At 71.3% G+C, this 22,329-nt stretch carries 20 protein-coding genes and 2 pseudogenes; 1 reads left to right on the top strand and 21 read right to left on the bottom strand.

Translation table 11 applies throughout. The features are described 5' to 3' along the window. Positions 1-66 precede the first annotated feature (66 nt). The 12 genes and pseudogenes from IF20_RS07910 to hypF form a co-directional block, all read right to left on the bottom strand. A pseudogene (locus IF20_RS07910) lies at positions 67-1,170 on the bottom strand (pectate lyase family protein); the annotation flags it as partial. 119 nt (positions 1,171-1,289) lie between these two features. Further along, positions 1,290-2,021: a glycoside hydrolase family 5 protein gene (locus IF20_RS40450; RefSeq protein WP_267881122.1), complete on the bottom strand. Its 732-nt coding sequence runs from the start codon at positions 2,019-2,021 to the stop codon at positions 1,290-1,292. Between the two features lie 139 nt (positions 2,022-2,160). Further along, positions 2,161-2,754, bottom strand: a pseudogene (locus tag IF20_RS40445) (cellulase family glycosylhydrolase); the annotation flags it as partial. Positions 2,755-2,887: 133 nt separating this feature from the next. Beyond that, positions 2,888-3,556, bottom strand: a complete 669-nt coding sequence (locus IF20_RS07900) for a DUF305 domain-containing protein (protein WP_110943946.1) — start codon at positions 3,554-3,556, stop codon at positions 2,888-2,890. Between the two features lie 440 nt (positions 3,557-3,996). Then, positions 3,997-4,257: a hypothetical protein gene (locus tag IF20_RS07895; protein ID WP_052864280.1), complete on the bottom strand. Its 261-nt coding sequence runs from the start codon at positions 4,255-4,257 to the stop codon at positions 3,997-3,999. Positions 4,258-4,350: 93 nt separating this feature from the next. After that, complete coding sequence (locus tag IF20_RS07890; protein ID WP_052864279.1) at positions 4,351-5,247, bottom strand: universal stress protein; 897 nt, start codon at positions 5,245-5,247, stop codon at positions 4,351-4,353. Positions 5,248-5,374: 127 nt separating this feature from the next. Continuing rightward, positions 5,375-6,187, bottom strand: a complete 813-nt coding sequence (locus tag IF20_RS07885; protein WP_052864278.1) for an HAD family hydrolase — start codon at positions 6,185-6,187, stop codon at positions 5,375-5,377. A 3-nt stretch (positions 6,188-6,190) separates the two neighbouring features. Next, on the bottom strand, positions 6,191-6,739 hold the full coding sequence (locus IF20_RS07880; RefSeq protein WP_052864277.1) for a hydrogenase maturation protease: 549 nt from the start codon (positions 6,737-6,739) through the stop codon (positions 6,191-6,193). Between the two features lie 50 nt (positions 6,740-6,789). After that, complete coding sequence (locus tag IF20_RS07875) at positions 6,790-7,512, bottom strand: CBS domain-containing protein (protein ID WP_052864276.1); 723 nt, start codon at positions 7,510-7,512, stop codon at positions 6,790-6,792. Between the two features lie 60 nt (positions 7,513-7,572). Then, positions 7,573-10,290 carry a bifunctional acetate--CoA ligase family protein/GNAT family N-acetyltransferase gene (locus tag IF20_RS07870; RefSeq protein WP_052864275.1) on the bottom strand — a complete coding sequence of 906 codons (2,718 nt, stop codon included), beginning with the start codon at positions 10,288-10,290 and terminating at the stop codon, positions 7,573-7,575. A gap of 85 nt (positions 10,291-10,375) precedes the next feature. Beyond that, positions 10,376-10,726, bottom strand: coding sequence for a HypC/HybG/HupF family hydrogenase formation chaperone (locus tag IF20_RS07865; protein WP_110943945.1), 351 nt, complete (start codon positions 10,724-10,726; stop codon positions 10,376-10,378). A 6-nt stretch (positions 10,727-10,732) separates the two neighbouring features. Further along, entirely contained in the window at positions 10,733-13,114 is a 2,382-nt protein-coding gene (hypF, locus tag IF20_RS07860; protein ID WP_234426564.1) for a carbamoyltransferase HypF, read from the bottom strand. Between the two features lie 182 nt (positions 13,115-13,296). Between hypF and IF20_RS07855 the strand changes: the two genes are divergently transcribed. Then, positions 13,297-14,169: a universal stress protein gene (locus tag IF20_RS07855; RefSeq protein WP_052864274.1), complete on the top strand. Its 873-nt coding sequence runs from the start codon at positions 13,297-13,299 to the stop codon at positions 14,167-14,169. Positions 14,170-14,286: 117 nt separating this feature from the next. On the opposite strand, the gene IF20_RS07850 is transcribed toward IF20_RS07855, so the two are convergent. The 9 genes from IF20_RS07850 to IF20_RS07810 form a co-directional block, all read right to left on the bottom strand. Next, positions 14,287-14,547 carry an SHOCT domain-containing protein gene (locus IF20_RS07850; protein WP_234426563.1) on the bottom strand — a complete coding sequence of 87 codons (261 nt, stop codon included), beginning with the start codon at positions 14,545-14,547 and terminating at the stop codon, positions 14,287-14,289. Between the two features lie 99 nt (positions 14,548-14,646). After that, positions 14,647-15,678, bottom strand: a complete 1,032-nt coding sequence (hypE, locus tag IF20_RS07845) for a hydrogenase expression/formation protein HypE (RefSeq protein WP_052864273.1) — start codon at positions 15,676-15,678, stop codon at positions 14,647-14,649. Continuing rightward, complete coding sequence (gene hypD / locus IF20_RS07840) at positions 15,675-16,781, bottom strand: hydrogenase formation protein HypD (RefSeq protein ID WP_052864272.1); 1,107 nt, start codon at positions 16,779-16,781, stop codon at positions 15,675-15,677. Before hypD ends, hypE begins: the two co-directional genes overlap by 4 nt. 25 nt (positions 16,782-16,806) lie before the next feature. After that, positions 16,807-17,487: a CBS domain-containing protein gene (locus IF20_RS07835; RefSeq protein ID WP_052864271.1), complete on the bottom strand. Its 681-nt coding sequence runs from the start codon at positions 17,485-17,487 to the stop codon at positions 16,807-16,809. 9 nt (positions 17,488-17,496) lie between these two features. Further along, positions 17,497-18,870 carry a Ni/Fe hydrogenase subunit alpha gene (locus IF20_RS07830; RefSeq protein WP_052864270.1) on the bottom strand — a complete coding sequence of 458 codons (1,374 nt, stop codon included), beginning with the start codon at positions 18,868-18,870 and terminating at the stop codon, positions 17,497-17,499. Beyond that, positions 18,867-19,661 carry an NADH-quinone oxidoreductase subunit B family protein gene (locus IF20_RS07825; protein WP_234426562.1) on the bottom strand — a complete coding sequence of 265 codons (795 nt, stop codon included), beginning with the start codon at positions 19,659-19,661 and terminating at the stop codon, positions 18,867-18,869. Before IF20_RS07825 ends, IF20_RS07830 begins: the two co-directional genes overlap by 4 nt. 10 nt (positions 19,662-19,671) lie before the next feature. Continuing rightward, on the bottom strand, positions 19,672-20,484 hold the full coding sequence (locus IF20_RS07820) for an FAD/NAD(P)-binding protein (protein ID WP_110943990.1): 813 nt from the start codon (positions 20,482-20,484) through the stop codon (positions 19,672-19,674). A 44-nt stretch (positions 20,485-20,528) separates the two neighbouring features. Further along, positions 20,529-20,981 (bottom strand): Crp/Fnr family transcriptional regulator, encoded by a 453-nt coding sequence (locus IF20_RS07815; RefSeq protein WP_052864267.1) that lies wholly within the window; start codon positions 20,979-20,981, stop codon positions 20,529-20,531. Then, positions 20,978-22,201, bottom strand: a complete 1,224-nt coding sequence (locus IF20_RS07810; RefSeq protein WP_234426561.1) for a 4Fe-4S dicluster domain-containing protein — start codon at positions 22,199-22,201, stop codon at positions 20,978-20,980. The genes IF20_RS07815 and IF20_RS07810 overlap by 4 nt, the downstream gene beginning before the upstream one ends. Between the last annotated feature and the right edge of the window lie 128 nt (positions 22,202-22,329).

The raw sequence follows: 22,329 nt of genomic DNA, 5'->3' as shown, positions 1-22,329 counted from the left end.
CTCGAAGTGGCGCAGGACGGGGGCGGCACGCCGCGTCCGTCGTGTGTCAGGCCACGGCTACGCCTGGCAGCTGCCGTTGGACTCCTGCAGGCCCTTGCCGGCGCCCGCGGTGCGTTCCACGATGTCGGGCACGCAGGCGGTGGCGTCGAGGCCGTAGGCGTACGGGATGGCGACCGAGGTGTTGGACTGCGGGTTCGGGCCGGCCGGGTTGTTGTCCTCGCCGGGGCTGGACCAGGTCACGTTGTCGAAGGTGTTGCCGCTGACCTGCCAGTAGCCGGCGGCGTCGGTGTAGAAGGTGCCGAGGACGTCCTTGGAGTCCTCGAAGTAGTTGTTGTCCACCTTGGCGCGCGCCCCGGCCCGGGAGTTGATGCCGGACTCGTTGAGGTGCACGTAGTGATTGTTGTAGAGGTGCGCGATGCCGCCGCGGAGCAGCGGGGCGCGGGAGTCGATGTTCTCGTACAGGTTGTGGTGGAAGGTGACGTAGCCGTTGGAGACGTCGCTCTCGCTGGAACCGATGAGACCGCCGCGGCCGGAGTTGCGCAGAATACTGTAGGAGAGGGTTACGTACTGGGTGTTGTCCTTCATGTCGAAGAGGCCGTCGTACCCCTCCGACTCGCCACCCGACGCCTCCAGCGTGCTGTGATCGACCCAGACGTTGCGGACGTTCCTCTCCATGCCGATGGCGTCCCCGCCGTTGGAGGTGGGCGAGCCCGACTTCTTGACGTTCTTGACCGTCACGTTGCGGATGATGATGTTGCGGGCCTCGCGGATGTGGATGCCCAGCTGGTCGAAGACGGCCCCGCTGCCGACTCCGACGAGCGTGACGTTGCTGATCTGCTTGAGTTCGATCACGCCGGCGGCGGTGTTGCAGCTGTCGCCGGACACCTTGGCGGTGTTGCCGTGGTTGATGGTGCCCTCGACCTCGATGGTGATCGGGGTGGTGCTGCTGGCACGATTGCACAGGGCCGCGTGGATCTCGGTGCCCGTGGTCGCCCGTACGGTCTGCCCGCCGGCACCGCCGGTGGTCCCGCCGTTCTGGGTGGCGTAACCGGTGGCGCCGCCGGCTGCCGCCGACGCTTCCGGTACGGACAGGACCACACCGGACGCGGCCGCCAGGGCCACCGTGGCCAGCGCCGCCTGGAGCCGCCGCCGTACGACTGGTCGTCTCATCGTCGTGTCTCCGCTCGTCTGGGCGTACTGAGTGGTGGTGCTGTACGCCGTAGTCGCCGCAGCGGACGTCGAGGTTGCCGACCGGTTCCCCGGGGCTCGACCAGTTTTCGCCGGGTGAGTCAGCGGCGAGCCACGGTCACCGTGACCGATGTGCCGGGACGAGCGGCGGGCAGGCGTACCCGGGCGATGGCGTCCGTGACGCGGACCACGGCAGCCGGTGCGTGCTCGACGGAGACGCGGGCGCCGCGCGGGTACGCCGCGGCGGGCAGGGTGATCTCCGTCCAGGCCCGGTGCGTCGGCCGGCCGGCGGTGAGGCGGAGGCGGTACGTGCCCGTCGTCGGGTCGTACGACTCGGGGCCAGGAGTCCCTGCGACGGCGCGGGCGTACGGTGCGAACGCCGGCTCCTTGCCCGGTGCCGGGCGACCGTCGGCGCCGCGTACGCAATAGCCGCCGCCATCGGGTGCGTCGCAGTCGTACCACATGGCCCAGCCGGAGGCGAAGCTCGGCATCGACCTGACCTGACGTCGAATCAGTTCTGCGTTGCCGGGGGTGGTGGCCCGGGGCGGCCCCCACTCGCCGACCAGGACGGGCAGCCGGTGCGCGGTCGGGTAGCCGGCGACGGCCGCCTCGTACTTCTCGATGAACCCGCCGTTCGGGTCCCAGTCCTGCCCGGACTCCACCGCCGTGTCGTAGAAGTGCGGCGCGTAGCCGATGCGGTCGGGCCCGGGCCGCGGATCGGTGAAACCGGGCAGGCTGGTCGGGACGCCCTGGCCGACCAGGACGGTCGGCTCGACGAACAGCCACGCGTGGGGGTCGACGGCCCGTACGGCCCGGATCAGCCGCCGGTACATCGCCGGGAGCCGGCCCTGTTCGAGGGCGATGGCGGCGGCCAGCTGGTTCGCGGGGATCGGTCGGATCGCCGGGGACCGGGCCGAAGGGCTCGTTGAACAGGTCGTAACCGAGCAGCGAGCGGTGGCCGCGCAGCGTCGCGGCGACGCGAGCGTACGCGTCGGCCTGCGCGGCACGCAGATCCGCATCGTCGTACAGGTGGGTGAAGGCGGCCTGGACGGCCGGTTGGAAGTAATCGGCGAACCAGTCGTCGGGGTCGGGCTCGAACGGCAGGCCGTCGGTGCGCGTGGCCCAGGTGGGGATGCCGTTGTGCCCGAAGGCCGGGCCGAAGACGTCCTGGTGCCAGTCGACGAGCACCAGCACTCCGTGCCGGTCGGCCCAGCCCAGCACCCGGTCGAGGTACCGCAGGTAGGCGGTGTCGTACCGGCCCCGTTGCGGCTCCACCTTCTCCCACTGGATGTTGAGCCGCAGCAGGGTGAACCCTTCGGTGGCGAGGCGGGCGACGCGCCGCTCCGTGACGGTGTCGGTCTTGCCGAGGTTGAGGCCGCGCAGGGTGAGGACTCGCCCCTGCCGGTCGGCGAGCCGAGTGCGGCCGTCCGGCGTGCGGACGGTGCCGGTGGGCGCGGCGACCGCTTGCGCCTCGTCCTCTGCTGCCGCCGGCGTCTCCGGGAGGAGGACCGCACCGAAGGCGAGGAGGACGGCGAGCAGGGTGACGACGGCGCGACGCAGACGCATGTGGCCTCCGAGGAAGGCGGTCGGCGAGTGGCCCGAGGGCGCACCGGGACTCCGCATCCTGGCGCCCGGGGAGGCGGCCGGCAAGAGGGCGGGGGTGCGGGACCGGGGCCTCGCGGCCCCGGCCGGTTGGTGATTACTTGCCGAGCATCTTGTCCATCTCGGTGATCTCGGCCGCCTGCGAGGTGACGATCGACTTCGCCATCGCCCTGCAAGGCCCGTGAGCGCCCTTGGCGTGCTCGGCCTTCGCCATCTGGATGGCGCCCTGGTGGTGACGGATCATCATCTGCAGAAACGCCGTGTCGAAGGCCTGACCGGACAGGTTCTTCAGCTTCCTCATGTCGGCGTGCGTCATCATGCCGGGCATCGCGGAGGAGCCCATGCCCGGCATGGGCTCCGAGCCGGACATACCGTCGCCGTCCGGGACCTTCTCGTTCCAGGCCCTCAGCCAGCCGGACATGGTGGCGATCTCCGGGCCCTGTGCCTGTTTGATGTCCGCGGCCAGGTCTTTCACCTGCGGGGACCGCGCCCGCGACGCGGCGAGGTCGGCCATTGCCATGGCCTGCCGGTGATGGATGATCATTTTCTGGGTGAACGACACGTCCTGGGGGGTGTGGCTGCCATGCGCGGCGGATCCGGTGGCCGAGGGGCTGGCGGAGGTCGTCGTTCCCGCGTCGTGGTGGGGGCGTCCTGACGGGGAGGCGGCGGAATCGCTGTTGCCGCCGCAGGCGGCCAGTACCACCGAGGCGGTGGCGGCAGCAGCCAGGGCGACACTCCGGCGGAAGAGCGAACGGCGAGATGCCACGAGAGATACAACTCCTTGAGGGTGCCCGCGCGCAGGCGCGCGGGGATACGAATACCGGCAGGCCGGAGCACGCCACCTCCAGCCGGGGTGTAGTGCGGGTGTCTCTAGCTCCGCGGAAGCTGCAACTCGGACGGGAACGGCGGTCTCAGGACGTCAGCCGTCCGGGCGGTCGGCGTGCTGTACGCGATGGCCGCAGGCGCGACGTGAGTGCCAGGGCGGGCCGCCGCCGGCCTGTCGGTCGAGGGCGTCTCGGAGCCGGTGCGCGCGGCGCGAGACTTCATAGGCTCATCGTAGGGATCCCCTCGTTCCCCGGCAGGGCCATACTTCGCCAAGTGCCGCCCCGCATCGCGCTCCTCCGCATCAGCTCTGCCGCGATGACGGTTCAGCAACCTGCTGCCTGACGGGGACCGTGCGGCCGATCGCACCGTACCTGCCGGGTATCACTTATGGCGCAACGTGCGTCGTCGCGCCCGGTTCTCTTCCCACACGACATGGACTGACCCGAAGACGGCTATCAGTGTGGCGATGACCGCGCCCACAAAGATGCCGACCGTCATGATGACGTTGAGGTGGGGGACATTCCGCACCAGTAAGGCCACCGCGACCCACGCGACGCCGGCCCAGAGCCAGATTCGCCAGATGAGCTTCAGTGTGTCCTTGCCGGCTTCTTTGGTGTCCCTGTAACGGTCACTGTTGGGCATCTCCTTCTCCCTCACATCCGGCGGGGTGGCGTGCCGGCCGTTGAGGAAACGGTGCTCGACCTGTTCGAGCAGCTCGTTGACTTACCGGGCAGGTCAGCCCGTGGGCACCAGAACGACCGGGCAGTGGGCGTGGTGGAGGGCCGCGTGGGTGACCGGGCCCAGTTGGAGGCCGAAGTGACGTGGTCGGCGGTGTGCCGCCAGGACCAGGACATCGGCCTCTCGGCTGTCCTCGACGAGTGCTTGCGCCGGGCTCTGGCAGACGGCCAGTGCGGTCGCCCGGACGTCGGGATACTCCTGTGCCAGCCTGGCGACGGCATATTGCGGAATCGCCTCCGCGGCCTTGCGCAACCCTGCGACATCGTCCCAGTCCAGTTGCGAGGGCCGGGCCTGCGCGCTGTGCGGGGCCGGGAACTGCCAGGTGTGCAGGACCCGCAGTTCGGCATCGCGACGGGCTGCCTCGTCGAAGGCGAAACGCAGGGCCTGCACGTCCGTGTCCGTGTCCGATGCCAGGCCGAGGAGGACCGTGTCACGGACGCGTCCGACGTCACCGCGCACCACCATCAGCGGGGTGGTGCAGTGCGCCGCGACGCGCAGGGTGACGGAGCCGAGCAGCAGACCCGCGAATCCGCCGTGTCCGCGGGTACCGATGACGGTCAGTGAGGCGGTGCGGCCGCAGCGCAGGAGCGCCTCGGCGGCGGATTCCGTGGTGAGTGAGGGGATCATGAGGGTGTCCGGCGCCCGGGACCGGGCTCGTTCCACGGCACGGTCCATCATTCGGCGTGCGCTGCTGTAGAGCAGCTTGCCCTCGTCGTCCTGAACCCCGTAATCAGGCAGTGGGCGTTTTGGCCAAGGCCAGCCGGCCAGGATCTCCAGGGCTGTGCCGCGGAGCCGGGCCTCGTCGGACGCGCGGTCCAGAGCACGTTCGGCGAGGGCCGAGCCGTCGAATCCGACGACCACCCGGCCGTGTGGCGCTTGCGGCGTCTGCGACATACGGACCTCCTCGGATCGTTGCGCCTGCGCTGATGAGGTTTTCTGAGTACCGCGTCGGCGTGCCGGTCGCCATGCGCTGGTGGGCCCGGTTGCCCGGCCCGGCGCTCCGTCGGTCACCAGCTGGGAATCATCCGCGCGGGACGAGTTCCGCCAGGCTGCAGGCCACATGGGCGGCTCCGTGCTCGTACAGCTCGACGGCGATTTCCGTGCGTCCCTCCCGGTTCACTCCGAAGGTGAGTGTGAAGCCGCCTCTGCGGGCCGCGGTGATCCAGGCAGGGGCCGCGACGATGACGGCGCTGTGCTCGGGCGCCGTCCGTAGCTGTCGGGTGCCCTCGATCAGCAGGGCCGGGTCAGGGCCGGCCGGCACTCGGAGCCGGGCGCGGTCGCAACCGTCGACGATGGCGTCGAACCGGCTGGTCAGGTCGGCCGCTTCCAGCAGCCGGCGGCCGTGCCGGGAGGCCGAGACGGCGGCGACGGGGAGGGCGCGGGCGTGCACCGCCGCCACGAGGTCGAGGCTGTCCGGCCATACCGGTACACCGTGTCGACATACCTGTTCGTCGAAGAACCGGTCCTCGTCGGATGCCAGCGTCCGGAGCAGGTCGGGGGAGTCGGGATGCCCGGGGTCGTAGATGCCTCGGGAGGTGAGGAAGGCCCGGAGGCCGTCGAGTCGTGCCCGGCCCTGGAAGAAGCGACGGAAGTCGGTCTCCGGATCGAAGGGCCGGACGGACATGCGGTGTACGTGTCCGCTGTCCCGCAGGTAAGCGTCCAGGGTGCGTTTCCAGGCGCCGGCGTGCAGCCGTGCGGTGTCGGTCACCAGTCCGTCGATGCCGAGGAGCAGGGCCCGGCACTGAAGCAGTCGGGAGCGTTCGAGGGCGGGGGAGACGCTTGCGGATTCCCGGGTGCCGGCGTACGTGGTGCCTTCCCGCTGGTACGTGCTCATGGATCACACCTCCTGAGCGCTTTCGTCGGAGCGAGCGCTTCGGTCGGAGCTGGACACCCCGCGTGCGGTGGCGTCGCGGTGCCGAACGATCTCCGCCTCCACGGCATTCGCCAAGGGTTCGACGGCCTTGGCCACCGCCGGGGTGAGGCCCGTACCGATGGACCGGTCCGCGCCTTCGACGGCGAAGACGAGAAGGCGTCGGGGCAGCCTGCCCAGCACATCGGAGAGTTGCAGAGCTTCGCCCAGCCCGAGGCCGTGGGAGCTGGTGGGTGGTGGGGGCAGCTGCGAGGCCGTGAGGCTGATGCGGTGCACGCGGCCCGGATGGCCGGGTTCGGCGTGGGCGGCGTCAACGACCACGGCCAGCTCCATGCCGTCCCAGAGGGCGATGAGCCGGCCCGGGTCCCCTTCGCAGTCCGCGAGTCGGACCGAAGGCGGCAGCGGGCGACCGAGCGCTCGTTCGCGCAGGCGCTGGACCACGGCCGGTCCGATGCCGTCGTCGTGCCGGAAGGTGTTGCCGACACCGATCACTGTGATGCGGAAGGACTGGACCATGGCGTTCCTCCGGTCGTCAGTGGGAGCGCTGCCCGGAGCGCTCGTCCGGATCAGATCCGGCGCAGCCACTCTTCGGTGATGCCGTGCAGGGCTTGTTCGCTCGGCCGGAGGCGGGAGTCGTCCTCCTGGTAGCCGAGATGGTCGATGACCTCGACGACGCCGTCGATGCGGGAAGTGAGGCGGAGCGCGAGAGGGATTTCACTGCGGCGCTGGAGGGTGCCCGATAGGGTGACCGTTCCGCCGTGCACACTGACGTCGATGGTGTGGGGCTCCAACCACAGGGTGCGGACCAGGACCTCGTCGACCACCTCTTTGCGGATGTCGTCGTCGGAGCGCAGGAACACGCCCAGGAGGTCGCCGCGGGTGACGATGCCCATCAGCCGGCCCTCGGCGTCGATGACGGGCAGCCGGTTGCAGTGGTGGCGGGCCATGACACGGGCGGCTTCGACGAGGGACTGGCGTGGGCCGACCGTGATGGCGGGCTTGGTCATCAGATCGGTGACCGTGGTCGCGCGGCTCTTGGTCCGCACAGCACGTGCGCCGCCGAAAGACAGGCGCGGGAAACGGTGCGGTCGTTCGTCGTCCTGGACGGTCTGCCGGGCCATCAGGTCGGTCTCGGACACCACACCCAACACCTTCCCGTCGCCGTCGACGACGGGTATGCCACTGATGCGGTGGTGGGCGAACAGGTACGCGATGTCCTTGAACACCATGCCGGGCTCTGCGGTGACGACGTCACGGTTCATGATGTCGCTGACGGATCGGTGGTGCATCGTTCCGCTCCTTCCTGCTGATGGTGGGACCGGCTGGCGAGTGTGGCCGGCCGCGCCGGGTCAGCGGGCCCGTAGGCGGCGCAGGTAGGGGGCCTCGGTCGCGCGTGGTGCGAGCCGGATGCGCACGTCCAGGGCGGTCACGGCCCCGGGGCCGGCGAGTACGGGGTTGAGATCCGCTTCGGCGAGTTGCGGCAGGTCGCAGGCCATGCGGGAGAGGCGGTGCAGCAGTTGTTCGAGCCCTTCGAGGTCGACCGGCCCGTCACCGTGCTGTCCGAAGAGCAGCGGAGCGCAACGCGGTGCGGTGATCAGGGCGTGCGCGTCCTGATCGGTGAGCGGTGCGAGCCGGGCGGCGTGATCGGCCAGTACTTCGGTCGCCGTGCCGCCGAGGCCGAAGAGGACGAGTGGTCCGAAGACGTCGTCGTGCGTCACGCCGGCGACGAGTTCGATGCCCCGCTCGGCCATCGGCTGTACCACCGTTCCCGTCATCAGCTCGCCGAACCTGTCGGTGAAGTCCTGGTAGGCGGCGCGCACCGCCGCCGGACTCCGCAGGTCCAGGCGGACGGCGCCGACCTCGCTCTTGTGCACGATGCCGGGCCAGTGGGCCTTGAGCGCCGCGGGCAGGCCCAGGCGTTCGGCGGCCGCCGCGGCGGCGTCCGGACTGCCGGCCCAGGCCCAGGGCTGCTGAGGGATCCCGTACGCGTCCAGTAAGGCACCGCACAGCCGGGGGTCTGCCCAGCCGCCGCCAGGCGTGTGCTGGAGGAAGTCGTCCACGAGGAGGGCGGCCGTCGGAGCGTCGATGCGGTCGAGGGACGGTATCGAGCCCAGCGGTTCCGCGCGCCAGCGGGCGTACTCCACCGCGTGGCCGAGCGCACGGGCCGCGGCGGCCGGCTCGGCGTAGGCGGGAAGGGACCGCCCGTCCGATCCCGGCAGCCCGTCCGACGCCGGCAGCAGGCGTACCGGTTCCGCCTGGTCCAAGAGCACCGTCAGGACCGGCCGGCTCCGGGCCCCCGGCGGGCGGATGAGTGCCTCGACCGGGTCGTCTCCGCCGGCCGCGGACAGCGCGGTGGGTACCAGTACGGCCAGTACGGCGTCGACCGCGCCATGGCGGGCCAGTCGGTCCAGGCACTCGGCGAACGCGGCCGAGGTGACGGCGGGCGTGGTGTCCACCGGGTTCGCGACGCGCGCCCCCTCGGGCAGCGCCGCCGAGAGGTCCGCCGCGAGCGCGGCGGGCAGTTCGGGAACGGTCAGGCCGGCTTCCGCGCAGGCATCGGCGGCCAGGACCGCCGCGCCGCCCGCGTTGCTGACGATCGCGACGCGCGGGCCGGCCGGAAGCGGCTGGGAGTGCAGCAGGGCTGCGGTCTCCACGAGTTCGCCCAGCCCGGTGGTGGGGATGACGCCGGCCTGGCGGAAGAGGGCACGGCGGGTCATCGTCGGAGTGGCCAGCGCGGCGGTGTGGGAGGCGGCGGCGCGCCGGCCGGCTTCGGAGCGGCCCGCGTCGACGGTGAGCACGGGCATCCGCCGGGCCAGTCGGCGTGCGGTACGGGAGAAGGCGCGTGGGTTGCCGAAGGACTCCAGGTGCAGTACCGCGAGGTCGGTCCGACCGTCACACTCCCACCACTGCAGCAGGTCGTTGCCGCTGACGTCGTACTTGTCGCCGAGCGAGACGAAGCTGGAGACGCCGATGCCCAGCCGGGAGAGCGCGCCGAGCAGCGCGATGCCCACTCCGCCGGACTGGACGGCGACCCCGGCCGTGCCGGGACGCGGTGCGGTGGCGGCGAACGTCGCGTCCAGTCGTACCGCGGGATCGGTGTTGGCCAGGCCCAGGCAGTTGGGGCCGACCAGCCGCATACCGTGCCGCCGGCAGGCCGCCAGCAATCCGGCCGCCTCCTCGTCCCGCAGCCCGGCACCGACGACCACGAGGGCCCGCACGCCGCGCGTACCGCATTGTTCCGCCACGTCCGGCAGCGCATGAGCGGGCACCGCGAGCACGGCCAGCTCGGGCGCCTCCGGCAGCAGGGCGACGGTCGGGAAGGACGGCACGTCGACGATGGACGCGGCATGCGGGTTGACCGCGTACAGCGCGCCGTTGAAGCCGTGGTGGCGGAGGTTGGTGAGAACGGCGCGGCCGACCGACGTCTCCTTGCGGCCGGCCCCGATGACGGCGACCGACTTCGGCTGCAGCAGGGGGCGCAGGCTGGCCACATCGGCGGTACGCCCTCGGTCGTCGACCGCCATGAGGTACTGCTCGTCCTCCTGCAGTTCGATGGTGCTGTGCACCTCGCCCTGCTCGAAGCGCCGGGTCGTGCGCAGCCCCAGGTCCGCGACGACCTTGAGCATCAGGTGGTTGTCGGCGAGGGCTTCCGCGGTGAACGCGGTGACACCTGCGGCGCGGGCGGCGTGCGCCAGGTGCTCCAGGAGCAGTGTGCCGACGCCGTGCTCGTGCCAGTCGTCGGCTACCGTGAGACCGATCTCCGCGAGCTGTGGGCGGTCGGGGGAGTCGATGCGGTGATACTCGGCGACCCCGATGACTTTGTCGCCCACGAGAGCGAGCAGTGCTTGATCGGTGGGACTGCCGAGTGTGCAGATTCGCTCGACGGCCTGCTCGGCGCTGCGCCTGCTGATGGCGAAGAAGCGCCGACGCAGATTGTCCGCGGACATGTGCCGGTACATCTCCAGAACCCGCTCGCGGTCGTCCGGTCGGACGGCCCTGATGGACGCCGTCGTGCCGTCCGTCAGAAGCGCGTGCACCGCATCCGGTCCTCCGGCGTGCATGGCCATCGCTGCCCTTTCGCCGACGTGGGCTGAACTCCTACGGCCATCGTCAGGCCGCCCCGGACCGGGGTTGAGGGGCCGGGCGGGGCCGCTACGGGGCTGAACGGCCCTCCTCCGGTCGGGCGGTCGGCACCGGATCGGAGGAGGCGGCGCCGCGGCTCGGCCGCAGGCGCGCAGCATCGCCGGCGGGCAGGGGTTCACCCAGTTCGCCCGCCACGGCATCGCCCATCGCCCGCAGCACGTCGAGCGTGCGCTGCGCCTCCTGCTCGTCGACGGTGGTGATGGCGAAGCCGACGTGCACGATGACGTACTCGTCGACGGACGCGCCGGGGGTGTACTCCAGACACACCTCGCGGCGCACACCACCGAAGTCCACCGTCGCCATCCGCAGCCCGGCATCGTCGTGAACCGACAGCACACGACCGGGTATGCCCAGGCACATGACTGCTCACGTTCCCTTCCGGGAAAGCCGGGCGGCGGCGATGGCGGCCTGCCCGTAACTGATTCCACCGTCTCCGGGTGGCACGTCGACGCCGACGTACACCTCCACGTCCAGCGCCTGCAGCAGCCGGCGTACGTCGATGACCAGGCGGCGGTTGGCGAAACAGCCACCGCCCAGGCATACCGTCCGCGGCGCGCCCGCGTGCATCGCCTTCTCGACGAGTGCGGCGGTCACCTCGGCGATCGTGGTGTGGAAAGCGGCGGCGAGCCGGGCGGTGTCCCGCGTCCCGGAGGGCGCGCACAGCGCCATGAGGGTCGGCGTCGGGTCGTAGACCCACAGGCCGGCCACGCGTACCAGTCGCCAGGGCAGGGCGGGTGCCCTCCGCCGGCCCGCCGCGGCCTCCAGCGCGATCGCTGCCCGCCCCTCGTACGTCACCTCGTCGCACACGCCGAGCAGGGCCGCGGCCGCGTCGAAGAGGCGGCCCGCGCTGGAGGCCCGGGGGGAGTTGATGCCGCGGCGCACCATGGTGCGGAGTGTGGCGTGCGCGCGAGGGTCGAACCGGTCGGTGAAAGCTGCGGTCGCGTCCCGCGGGAACTCGGGCGAGCCGAGGGGCTCGGTGCCGTAGAGGTAGCCCAGCGCCATGCGGTCGGGATGGCGTACCGCCGACTCGCCGCCGGGCAGCGGTGCGGTGGCGAAGCGGCCGAGCCGGCGGAAGTGTGTGTAGTCGGCGAGCAGCACTTCACCGCCCCAGAGGGTGCCGTCGTCGCCGAGGCCGAGTCCGTCGTAGGCCACGCCGAGGAAGGGGCCGGGCAGGCGGTGCTCGGCGGCGCAGGCGGCGATGTGGGCGTGATGGTGCTGTACGGGGATGCGGTGCTGCGCGGGGAAGCGCATCGCCCACTGCGTGGACAGGTACCGCGGGTGGAGATCGTGGGCCACTGTCCGCGGAGTGACGCCGGTGAGCCGGGTGAGGTGCGTATAGGAACTCTCGAACGCTTCCAGTGTGTCGGCGTCGTGCAGGTCGCCCGTGTGCGGTCCGAGCACGGCCTGTCGGCCGTCCGCCAGGGTGAACGTGTGCTTGGACTGGGCTCCGACGGCTACCAGGGGAGCCGTCGCGGACCGCGGCAGGGGGAGCGGAGCCGGTGCCAGGCCGCGGGCGCGGCGCAGCGTCATGCGGGTGCCCTCCACCACTTGAACGACCGAGTCGTCGTACCGCGAGCGGATGCCGCGGTCGTGGGTCAGGAAGCCGTCAGCGATCCCGGCCAGCCGCTCGCGGGCGTCGACGTCGTCGATGGCGAGCGGCTCTCCGGAGACATTGCCGCTGGTGACGACGAGCGGACGGGCCAGGTCGCGCAGGAGGAGGTGATGCAGGCCGCTGGTGGGCAGGAAGATGCCGATGTACCCGGTGTCCGGGTGGACCGCAGCGGACGGTACGGGACTGTCGGTGCGGGCGGGGAGCAGCACCACCGGCCGGTCCGGGGCGGTCAGTTCTCGGACCGCGGCCCGGTCGACATGCGCCAGTCGTCGTGCCGCTGGCAGATCGGCGACCATGACCGCTAGGGGCTTGTGGCGGCGGTGCTTGCGTCGGCGCAGCTCATCGACCGTGTCGGGCCGGGTCGCAGCACACACGAGCTGGTAGCCGCCGATGCCTTTCAGCGCGAGGATGCCACCGACCGCCACCAGCCCCTCGGCGGCTTGGAGAGCGGAACCGTCGCGCAGTGAGTCCCAGATGAGCCGGGGGCCGCAGTGCGGACAGGCGAGGGGCTCGGCATGGTGACGCCGGTCGGACTGGTTGCCGTACTCCTGCGCGCACGTCGGGCAGAGGGCGAAGCGGCCCATGGTCGTGCGGGCCCGGTCGTACGGCAGCGTTTCGATGACGGTGGCGCGCGGGCCGCAGGCCGTGCAGTTGATGAAGGGATGGCGGTAGCGCCGGTTGCCGGGGGCGAACAGTTCCCCGAGACAGGCGTCGCAGGTCGCGGCGTCCGGAGGAATCTCGCGAAGACCGCTCCGTCGCGGGCCGGCGACGCTGGGACCGATCGTGAAGCCCGCCCCGGGTGGCATGTCGTCCGGGGCGCGGTCGACTTCGACACTGCCGACCGTTGCCGACGGGGGAGCCTGCGTGCGCAGCGCTGTGACGAGCCGGGACAAGGACAGTGGCGCTCCGGCAGCGTCGATCACCACATGCCCGTTGACATTGCGTACCGTGCCGTCCAGTCCCAGGCGGGTCGCGGTCCGGTGGACGAAGGGGCGGAAGCCCACCCCTTGCACCGTTCCGCTGACGACGATCCGTACCCTGTTCCGGCCTGCCACGTCGCGGGCGGGACCGGCGGCCCGGAGGGGAAGACCGCCCCCGCCGTTCATCGCCCGCGTTCCGGATTCCGGCTCGTCCATGAGGCAGCCCCCTCTGCTGCGGCTGTCTTCAGCATCGAGCCCGGCAGGCATGACGCGCCCGGGGCCGAAAGGCCCTGAGCCAGAGCCGGTCCGACCCTGTCCGGAGCCGAACGGCAGGCGTGATGCTGTCCGCGGAATCCGGGGCAGGTTGCCGAAGCCGCGGTGACGAGAAGGGCGGCGTCATGGAACATCCGGTCGTGGTGGGAGTCGATGGTTCGAGCGCCAGTCTGGACGCGGTGGACTGGGCGGCCGACGCGGCCGCGCGGTACGGGCTTCCCCTGCGCGTCGTGTACGCCTCGCGCTGGGAAAGGTACGAGGGGCGCCTCCCTGATTGGTCGACCGAGCGCTCCTCCGAGCGCGTCATGGAGGAGACCATCGTCGGCGTCGCGGCCGAACGCGCCTCTCGACGTGTGCCGGGCCTGGAGGTCACCACCTATCTCGCTCCGGACGACCCGGTCGAGGCCCTGCTGGCCGAGGGACTACGGGCAAAAACGGTAGTGGTCGGGCACCGCGGCCGGGGGCGGCTGACGTCGTTGCTGCTCGGTTCGGTGGGGCTGGGTGTGGCGGCCCGTGCTCACTGTCCCGTGATCGTGGTGCGTGGCCGGACGGGAAATATCCTGGGTGGTGAACGCAGAGTGGTTCTGGGGGTTGGCGAGCGCATGGCGAGCGCGGCGCCGGTGACGTTCGCCCTCGAAGAGGCCACCCTCCGCGACTGCACCGTCGAGGCCGTTCACGCTTGGCGCTGCGCCGGCACCGAAGTGCCCGGCCAGTGCGGTGCGCACGGCGAGTACCGAGCCGAACACGAGCGCCGCACAAAGGTGTTGTTCGATGAGGTGCTGAACAAGCCGGTTGCCGCATTCCCGCAGGTGACCGTGGAGCGCCGGGCGGTCGAGGGGGCTCCGGGGACGATGTTGGTGGCGGCGTCGCACACCGCCGACATGGTGGTGGTCGGCGCGCATCGGCGGCATGGACATGCCGGGCTGCAGCTCGGCTTGGTGAACCACACGGTGCTGCACCATGCGCAGTGTCCGGTCGCCGTCGTCCCGGAAACCTGAACGTCCACGGGCTGCCGCACCGAGCACGGCCGGACGTCGAGTACCGCAACGTCCAGCCGCAGGCCCGGAGCATCGACCAGCGGCTCGGTGCCTGCCCGGGTACCCGCACGCGTCAGGTCAGCTGCTCCGCAAGGTGGTGAGGCGGCGCTGGTACTCCGCCTCGTCGATCTCGCCTCGTGCCAGCCGCTCCGCCAGAACCTGCTGCGGCGTCTGACGGGTCGGCGGCAGGCTCGCATCGTGGTGGCTGCGAACGAGGTAACGCACGAGCAGCGCCACGCCCCCGAGCAGCAGACCCCAGAAGAGAAGCTGTGTGATCGCCATCGCGATGAATCCCCAGCCCGTCATGCCGGTGCCGTATCCGTACATCACGTCACTCACCTCCCGGAGAGTCGACCCAAGCGTGCGCTGACCGGGGAAGGGCAGCCATGGGCCGGTCAGCCCTGACAGCTGCCGGCCGGCCCTGCGGGAGCGCGGTGGTCAGCAGATGCGGGGCAGCTGTTCCCCCAGCGGCATGTCCACCACGCGGCGTGCCCCGACGAGGGTCCGCATGACGACGCGGCCGGGATGGTCCGGGACGACGTTGCCGATCCGGACGGCACCGCAGCCCTCGGGCAGCGAGCGCAGTGCCGCCAGCGCCGTGTCGGCCGCGGATTCGTGGGTGCAGGCGACGAAACAACCCTCGTTGGCCACCTGCAGGGGATCGAGTCCGAGCAGGTCGCAGGCGGCCGCGACCGGCGCGGGCACCGGCAGGCGGGACTCGTCGATTTCGGTACCGACCCGGGAGTCGCGGGCGATCTCGTTGAGTGCGGCGGCCAGCCCCCCGCGCGTGGGGTCACGCAGGGCGTGCACGTGGCCGGCGAGCGGGGCGAGGGCCCGTACCAGGCGGTGCAGCGGGCGGGTGTCGGAGACGATGTCCGCCTCGAAACCGAGGCCCTCCCGGGTGGAGAGCACGGCGGTGCCGTGCAGGCCGATGGGGCCGGAGAGCAGGATCGCGTCGCCGGGCCGGGCGCCGGCGGCGGAGGGACGCATGAACGGGAGGCGGCGGCCGATTCCCGTGGTGGTGAGGAACATCCGGTCGACGGCGCCCCGCTCGACGACCTTGGTGTCGCCGGCGACGACAGGCACGTCCGCGCCGCCCGCCGCCTTCCCGGCGGACTCCATCACCGTGCGGAGCTCGCTGAGGGGAAGTCCTTCCTCCAGGACCAGGGACAAGGTCAGGGCCACCGGCATGCCGCCCCGCATGGCCAGGTCGTTCACGGTCCCGTGGACGGCGAGGGAGCCGATGTCGCCGCCGGGGAAGAACAGTGGCTTGACCACGAAGCCGTCGGTGCTGACGACGAGTTCGGGATGCCCGGGGAGGAGGGCGGCGTCCTCCAGCGGGCCGTCCGGCGCGCCGAGTGCGGGCAGCAGCACGGAGCCCAGCAGCTCGGCGCTGAGACGCCCACCGGCACCATGGCCGAGCAGCACCCGCTCCTCCTCATGGTGCGGGCCAGGGCAGACGAGGGTCATGAAGCGCTCCTCGGAGTGGGTGCTCGTCCGGCGGCGTGGAAGGCGGCGCAGGTTCCTTCGGCTGAGACCATGGGTGCTCCGAGCGGGGTGCGCGGGGTGCAGCGCGTTCCGTACGCCGTGCAGTCCGTCGGCAGCCTGGCGCCGGTGAGGATGGCACCGGCGATGCACTCCGGATGTTCGAGGGCATGCAGTCGGCCCACGTCGAAGCGGCGGGCCGCGTCGAACTCCGCGTACTCCTCGGTGAGTTCCAGGCCGCTGCCGGGGAGCGGCCCGATGCCGCGCCAGTTGCGGTCGGCGACGCGAAAGACCTGGGAGACGGCCGAGCGCGCGTCCGGATTCCCCTGGCGGCGGACGGCCCTTGCGTACTGGTTCTCCACCTCGGCCCGGCCGGATTCGAGCTGCCGGACCGCCATGAGGATGCCTTCCAGCAGATCCAGCGGTTCGAAACCGGTGACAACGATCGGTACGTGGTGGCGGACGCAGATCGGCTCGTACTCGCGCCAGCCCATCACCGCGCAGACGTGTCCGGCGGCGAGGAAGGCCTGCACCTCGCAGTCGGGGTCCTCCAGCAGTGTGGTCATCGCCGGTGGCACCAGGACGTGGCTGACCAGGACGGAGAAGTTGCGCAGGCCCAGCCGGGCCGCTTGGAGCACGGCCGTGGCGTTGGCGGGCGCGGTGGTCTCGAAGCCGACGGCGAGGAAGACCACCTCACGGTCCGGATGCGCGGAGGCCAGCCGTACCGCTTCCATGGGGGAGTAGACGACGCGGACGTCAGCGCCCCGGGCACGCAACGACAGCAGGTCGGTGCGCGTGCCCGGGACGCGCAGCATGTCACCGAAGCTGGTGAACGTGACGCCTGGCCGGGCGGCGATGGCCATCGCCCGGTCCAGGGTCTCCAGCGGCGTCACACACACCGGGCAGCCGGGCCCGTGAATCATGCGGATCCCGGCGGGCAGCAGTTCGTCGATGCCCTGGCGGACGAGCGTGTGGGTCTGGCCGCCGCACACTTCCATGATCCGCCAAGGCCGGGTCGCCACGGCTGCGAGTTCGTCCAGCAGCCGGCGTGCGAGTCCGGGGTCACGGTACTCGTCGAGGTACTTCACGAAGCCTCCAGCGGGCCTGCGAGGCTCAGGACGGCGAACGGTGGCGGACGCCGGTCAGGCGCATGTCGGCGTCCACCACGCCTTCCACACTGCGGATCAGCCGGGCGGCCACCGGGACCAGCGAGCAGTCCTTGATCTCACCGCTGATGGTGACCACCCCGTCGGTCACCTCGATGGTGACTTCCTGGCCGTGCGAGCGGAACAGTGGCCCGACTATCTCGCGACGGACCTCCTCCGCGATGTCGGCATCCTCCCGAAGGAACACCTTCAGCAGATCGCTGCGGCTGACCACACCTTCCAGCCGCCCTTCGGCATCGATGACCGGCAGCCGCTTGATCTTGTAGACGGCCATGGTGCGGGCGGCCTGGGCGATCGTGGCATCGGCGTGCACGGTGATGGCCGGGGCGGTCATCAGCTCACCGGCTGTCATGCCGCCGGACTTGACCAGCGCCTCCAGCTCCCGTGCCTGCTCGATGCGGGAGGGCGTGTGGTCGCGGAACTGCTCCTTGGGCAGCAGGTCGGCCTCGGAGACCACGCCGACGACCCGGCTCTCGCCCTCCAGGACGGGCAGCGCGCTGACCTGCCACTGCTCCATCGTCTTGACGATCTCCTTGAACGGTGCGTTGCGGCCCACCGCCACGACCGTGCGAGTCATCACGTCGTCGACGGTGTGCGGGGACTGCGGGGTGGCTGAGACATCGGGCATGGGAACTCCTCAGGAGCGGTCTACGGTCAGGTCGAGGAAGTGGGCCGAGCAGGAAATACACGGGTCGTGGTTGCGGATGCCGCGCTCGCACAGGGCGGTGAGTTCGGCATCGGTCGCCGGGTCGTCCTCGTGGTCGAGCCGGTGCTGGACGAGGCGCCGCAGATCCTCCTCGATGGCTCCCTGGTTCTGCGCGGTGGGCGGGATGAGGAGGGCGTCGGTGACCGTGCCGTGCGCGTCCAGGGCATAGCGGTGGTAGAGCAGTCCGCGTGGGGCTTCGGTCGCGCCGTGGCCGGTGTCCGCGCGGGGGAGCACCTCCACATATGGGCGTGCCGGTGGCCGGTACGCGTCGATGATGTGCAGCGCCTCGTCGATCGCGTACAGGGCCTCCACCGCTCGTACGACGATGCTGCGGAACGGGTTGCGGCACACCGTGCCGGACAGCGGATCGCCGAGGCCTGCCTCGCGGGCCGCCTGCCGGGCGATGGGGGAGAGCCACCGGCCGCTGAGGGCGTAGCGGGCGAGGGAGCCGGTGAGGTAGCGCTCGCCGTCGAGCGTCGCCTGCAAGGCGGTGGAGTACGGCACCTGCCGCTCGGTGACCTCTTCGGTGAAGGCGTGCACCGGGAACTGGCGGAGGGGCAGGGGCTGGTCGGTGTCGCCGGGCAGGCCGTGGGCGTGCGGTGCGGCCATGACCGCCGGTGTGCCGGATTCGATCGCGTAGCGGCCCGGCTGGATCAGGGCGAGCAGCGCGTGGTCGGCACCCGCGTCGGGGAAGTCGAAGCCGGCCACCCAGCGGACCGTCTCCCAGGCGTCGTCCCTCGCCCTGGCCAGCTGTTCGCGCAGCGGGCGCAGCTCGGCGCGGGTGGGGACGCGGTGGAAGCCGCCGAGCCGCACATTGATCGGGTGGATGGCCCGCCCGCCGAGCAGCTCCAGGATCGCGTTGCCCGCCTGCTTGATGCGCAGGCCGCGCTCCACGTCGGCGCGCCGGGTACGCGCCATGTCGACCGCGCTCGCGTATCCCAGGAAGTCGGGTGCGTGCAGGAGGTGGATGTGCAGGATCTGGCTTTCGATCCACTCACCGCAGTACAACAGCCGGCGTAGCGCGCCCAGTTGGCCGTCCACCTGCACGCCGCAGGCATCCTCGACGGCGCGGCAGGCACTCATCTGGTAGGCGACCGGGCAGATGCCGCAGACCCTGGAGGTGATGTCGGGCGGTTCGGTGTACGCGCGCCCGCGCAGGAAGGCTTCGAAGAAGCGCGGCGGCTCGTAGATCTGTAGTTCGGCCTGGGCAACCCTGCCCTCCTGCACTCGCAGGTGGAGCGCGCCCTCGCCTTCGACGCGGCTGAGCGCCCCGACCCGCAGTACGCGCGAACCCCGGTGCGTCATGACGGCCGCTCCTCTCCCGAACGGGCCGCCAGCTCGGCGAAGGCGGTGGCGTTGTACGTGCGCAGCGCCCGGCCGAGGGTCGGCTCGTCCATGCCGTCCCGCCGCAGCAACGGGATCAGCGCGGGCAGGTTCGGGGAGGCCGAGGGGCCGAAACAGCCGTAGCAGCCCCGGCCGTACGCGGGGCAGATCGCCCCACAGCCGGCATGGGTGACCGGCCCCAGGCAAGGCGTACCGTGGGCCACGGTGACGCACACGGTCCCCCGGCGCTTGCAGGCGAAGCAGACGCTGTGGTCGGGGATGTCCGGCTTGCGGCCCACCAGGAACGCGGTGATGACCTCCAGCAGCTGACCGCGGTCGATGGGACAGCCCCGCAGCTCGAAGTCGACGGGGACGTGGGCGGACACGGGAGTGGAGGTGGCGAGTGTGGCGATGTATTCGGGGCGGGCGTACACGGTCGCCCGGTATTCGGCGACATCCGCGAAGTTCCGCAGGGCCTGGATGCCACCGGCGGTCGCGCACGCGCCGATGGTCACCAGATGACGCGCGGCAGCCCTGATCTCGTGAACGCGCCGCCGGTCCTCGGCCGTGGTGATCGAGCCTTCCACGAGCGCCAGGTCGTACGGCCCGGAGCCGACGGCACTGGACGCCTCCAGGAAGTGCCGGATCTCGACGCGTCCGGCCAGCTCCAGCAGCTCGTCCTCGCAGTCCAGCAGGGTGAGCTGACAGCCGTCACAGGAGGCCAGCTTGAAAACGGCGAGGGTGGGACGGGTCGCGCGTGCTGCAGCGGGCACGGTGCTCACCTCACAGTTCCGGCACGGTCAGCAGTGGCTCGGCGCGATGCCAGCCGATGACCGGGCCGTCCCGGCACAGCAGCACGGGACCGAGCTGGCAGTGGCCGCACTCGGCCGACCCGCAGCGCATGTTGCGTTCGAGCGAGACGCGGATGCGCCGCGCCGGCACGCCTCGCGTGACCAGTTGCCGCGCCGTCGCCCGGATCATCGGCTCGGGCCCGCAGACGTAGGCGACGGTGTTGGCCGGCCGGAAGACGGCGCGGTCCAGCAGGCGGGTGACCACACCCACCGAGCCCGACCAGCCCGGCGCCGGACGGTCCACCGTGACCGCGACGTCCGCCGCCGCGCTCCACACCTTCGTCTGCAGCTTGTACAGCAGGTCTGCGGGGGTCCGTGCCCCGATCAGGACGCTCAACCGGCCGAAGCGCTCCCGCTCGCCCAAGATGTCGAGGACGACCGGCCGCAAGGGCGCGAGCCCGATGCCCCCCGCGATGACCAGCACGTCCCTGTCCGCGGCCATGCCGAGGTCCCAGCCGGTGCCGAAGGGGCCGCGCACGCCCACAGTGGCCCCGGGGGCCATCGCATACAGTGCGTCGGAAACAGCACCGACCGTACGCACCGTGTGGACGAGCGCATCTTCACCCACCGGCAGCCCCGCAACGGACACCGGTATCTCCCCGATGCCGAAGGCACAGAGCATGGCGAACTGCCCCGGCACGAACGGAGGGAGCGTCTCCCCGGCAGGCGCCAGCTTGAGCGTCGCGGAGTCCGCGGTTTCCGGGCAGCGCCGGACGACCCGGTAGGGCACCGGTACCGACGGCACACGCGAGAGGGCACCGGACGGCGAGGTCGCCAGCACCGAAGCCATCACACACCGCTCCCGTGAGGGCCGTACAGGTCCATGAGACGGGTGCGCGCACACTGCAGCCGGTGCCCGATCACCTCGGCGCAGGCCAGTACCAGGTCATGCCCCAGTACCGGGTCCTCATGACACAGCCCGCGTACCGCTTCCGCATCGAACTCCCAGGCCCGTACGGGACTGAGTGCCGCCGCGCCCAGATGCCAGCTGCGGGGCGGGAAGAGCCACGCCCAGCCGAGCAGGTCGCCCTGCCCCAGGGTTTCGATGATCGCCGGCCGCCGGCCCGGGACGTGCAGGTCGAGCTGGACGGCGCCACTGCGGAGGATCCAGAACCGGTCGGCCGGCCGGCCCTCCTCGAAGATCCGTGTCCCCGCGGGGAAGGACACTTCGCGCCCCAACGCCATCAGCTTCCGGCTCTGTTCCGCGGAGAGTGCTCCGAATCGCCCCGTCACGGTCTTCATCGTCGCCCGCCACCTTCCTGCCGCGCGTGCCTGACCGACTCGGCCGCCTGCACGCTGCCCCTGTTCTCCGGCTGCCCGGTCTCCTCGGCCAGCGCCGCGGCCTCCTCGGTGATGTCGATGCCGACCGGACACCACACGATGCAGCGTCCACAGCCGACGCATCCCGATTCGCCGAACTGGTCGTGCCACGTGCCGAGTTTGTGCGTGAGCCACTGCCGATACCGGCTGCGCCCGCTCGCCCGGACCGGCCCACCGTGCAGCTGGCTGAAGTCCAGATCGAAGCACGAGTCCCAACGCTGCCACCGCTCGGCGTGGTCGCCCGTCAGATCAGTGACGTCCTCAGTGGTGGTGCAGAAGCACGTCGGGCACACCATCGTGCAGTTACCGCAGGTCAGGCATCGGCTCGCCACGTCGTCCCAACGCTCGGCCGCCATCGAACCGGCCATCAGCGCGTGCAGATCGACCGGTGGCATGGACCGGCCCATGCGCTCCGCCGCGTCCGCCACCACATGCCGCGCGGCAGACTCGGTCAGCGGCGCCGCGCCTTCCACCGGTAGCCGGGTCAGCAGCTCCGCCCCCGCATCACTGCCGGCCCGGATCAGGAAACGATGCCCGCCCTCGTCCAGCAGCTCGGTCATCGCGAGGTCGTAGCCGCGATCGTGCACATCCACCGCGGGACCGCTGCCCATGGACGTACAGAAGCAGGTCGCGCCCGGATCGGTGCACTCCACGGCGACGATGAACGTCCGATCCAGACGGCGCCGGTAGGCGGTGTCGGCGCCCGGCCCACCCCCGAGCACCCGCCCCTGAACGGCGATCGCCCGCAGGTCGCAGGGGCGTACCCCGAGGAAGGCGTAGGCAGGAACGGCGTCGGCCTCCCGCTCGTCCTCTCCCCGTACGGTCCACTCACCGCCTGCGTTCCGGTCGGCCGTCCAGCGACGCACATGCTGAGGATGCAGATACGCCTTCCAGGACTGCGGCCCCGCGCTGTGTGCGAACACCATCGCATCCTCGCGGCGCACCAGCCGGTACCGTCCGGCCGCCAACTCGACGCCCCAGCCATGGGGCAGCTGTGCCGCGTCATCGACCTCGGCAAGCACGATCGCACCGTCCCGGACGGTCGGCCCGATCACCTGCCGGCCGTCGCGCGCAAGCTCCCGGACCAGGGCGGCCAGCCCGTCGTCGCGCAGTACCCAGGCATCCCGCCGTACGTCCTTCACCGAGACCTCCCGCACGTGCTCCAGCCGTCATGCTCAGCGTCGTACGCAGACCGGTCCCACCGACATGGGCCGAAGAGCCCCCGTCCGGGACCGGACAGCCCCCGGCTGCGCCCGCACAGTGACCCGCC

The organism is Streptomyces niger (assembly GCF_000718305.1).
In the GTDB taxonomy this organism is placed as follows: Bacteria; Actinomycetota; Actinomycetes; order Streptomycetales; family Streptomycetaceae; genus Streptomyces; species Streptomyces niger.
The sequence above is the reverse complement of the archived record's forward strand: the minus strand, read 5'-3'. Positions and strand labels throughout refer to the sequence as shown.

Coding starts and splice junctions, on each gene's coding strand:
- IF20_RS40450 (WP_267881122.1), bottom strand. CDS start 2,021: ATGTACCGGCGGCTGATCCGGGCCGTACGGGCCGTCGACCCCCACGCG.
- IF20_RS07895 (WP_052864280.1), bottom strand. CDS start 4,257: ATGCCCAACAGTGACCGTTACAGGGACACCAAAGAAGCCGGCAAGGAC.
- IF20_RS07890 (WP_052864279.1), bottom strand. CDS start 5,247: ATGTCGCAGACGCCGCAAGCGCCACACGGCCGGGTGGTCGTCGGATTC.
- IF20_RS07885 (WP_052864278.1), bottom strand. CDS start 6,187: ATGAGCACGTACCAGCGGGAAGGCACCACGTACGCCGGCACCCGGGAA.
- IF20_RS07880 (WP_052864277.1), bottom strand. CDS start 6,739: ATGGTCCAGTCCTTCCGCATCACAGTGATCGGTGTCGGCAACACCTTC.
- IF20_RS07875 (WP_052864276.1), bottom strand. CDS start 7,512: ATGCACCACCGATCCGTCAGCGACATCATGAACCGTGACGTCGTCACC.
- IF20_RS07870 (WP_052864275.1), bottom strand. CDS start 10,290: ATGGCCATGCACGCCGGAGGACCGGATGCGGTGCACGCGCTTCTGACG.
- IF20_RS07865 (WP_110943945.1), bottom strand. CDS start 10,726: ATGTGCCTGGGCATACCCGGTCGTGTGCTGTCGGTTCACGACGATGCC.
- hypF (WP_234426564.1), bottom strand. CDS start 13,114: ATGGACGAGCCGGAATCCGGAACGCGGGCGATGAACGGCGGGGGCGGT.
- IF20_RS07855 (WP_052864274.1), top strand. CDS start 13,297: ATGGAACATCCGGTCGTGGTGGGAGTCGATGGTTCGAGCGCCAGTCTG.
- hypE (WP_052864273.1), bottom strand. CDS start 15,678: ATGACCCTCGTCTGCCCTGGCCCGCACCATGAGGAGGAGCGGGTGCTG.
- IF20_RS07835 (WP_052864271.1), bottom strand. CDS start 17,487: ATGCCCGATGTCTCAGCCACCCCGCAGTCCCCGCACACCGTCGACGAC.
- IF20_RS07830 (WP_052864270.1), bottom strand. CDS start 18,870: ATGACGCACCGGGGTTCGCGCGTACTGCGGGTCGGGGCGCTCAGCCGC.
- IF20_RS07815 (WP_052864267.1), bottom strand. CDS start 20,981: ATGAAGACCGTGACGGGGCGATTCGGAGCACTCTCCGCGGAACAGAGC.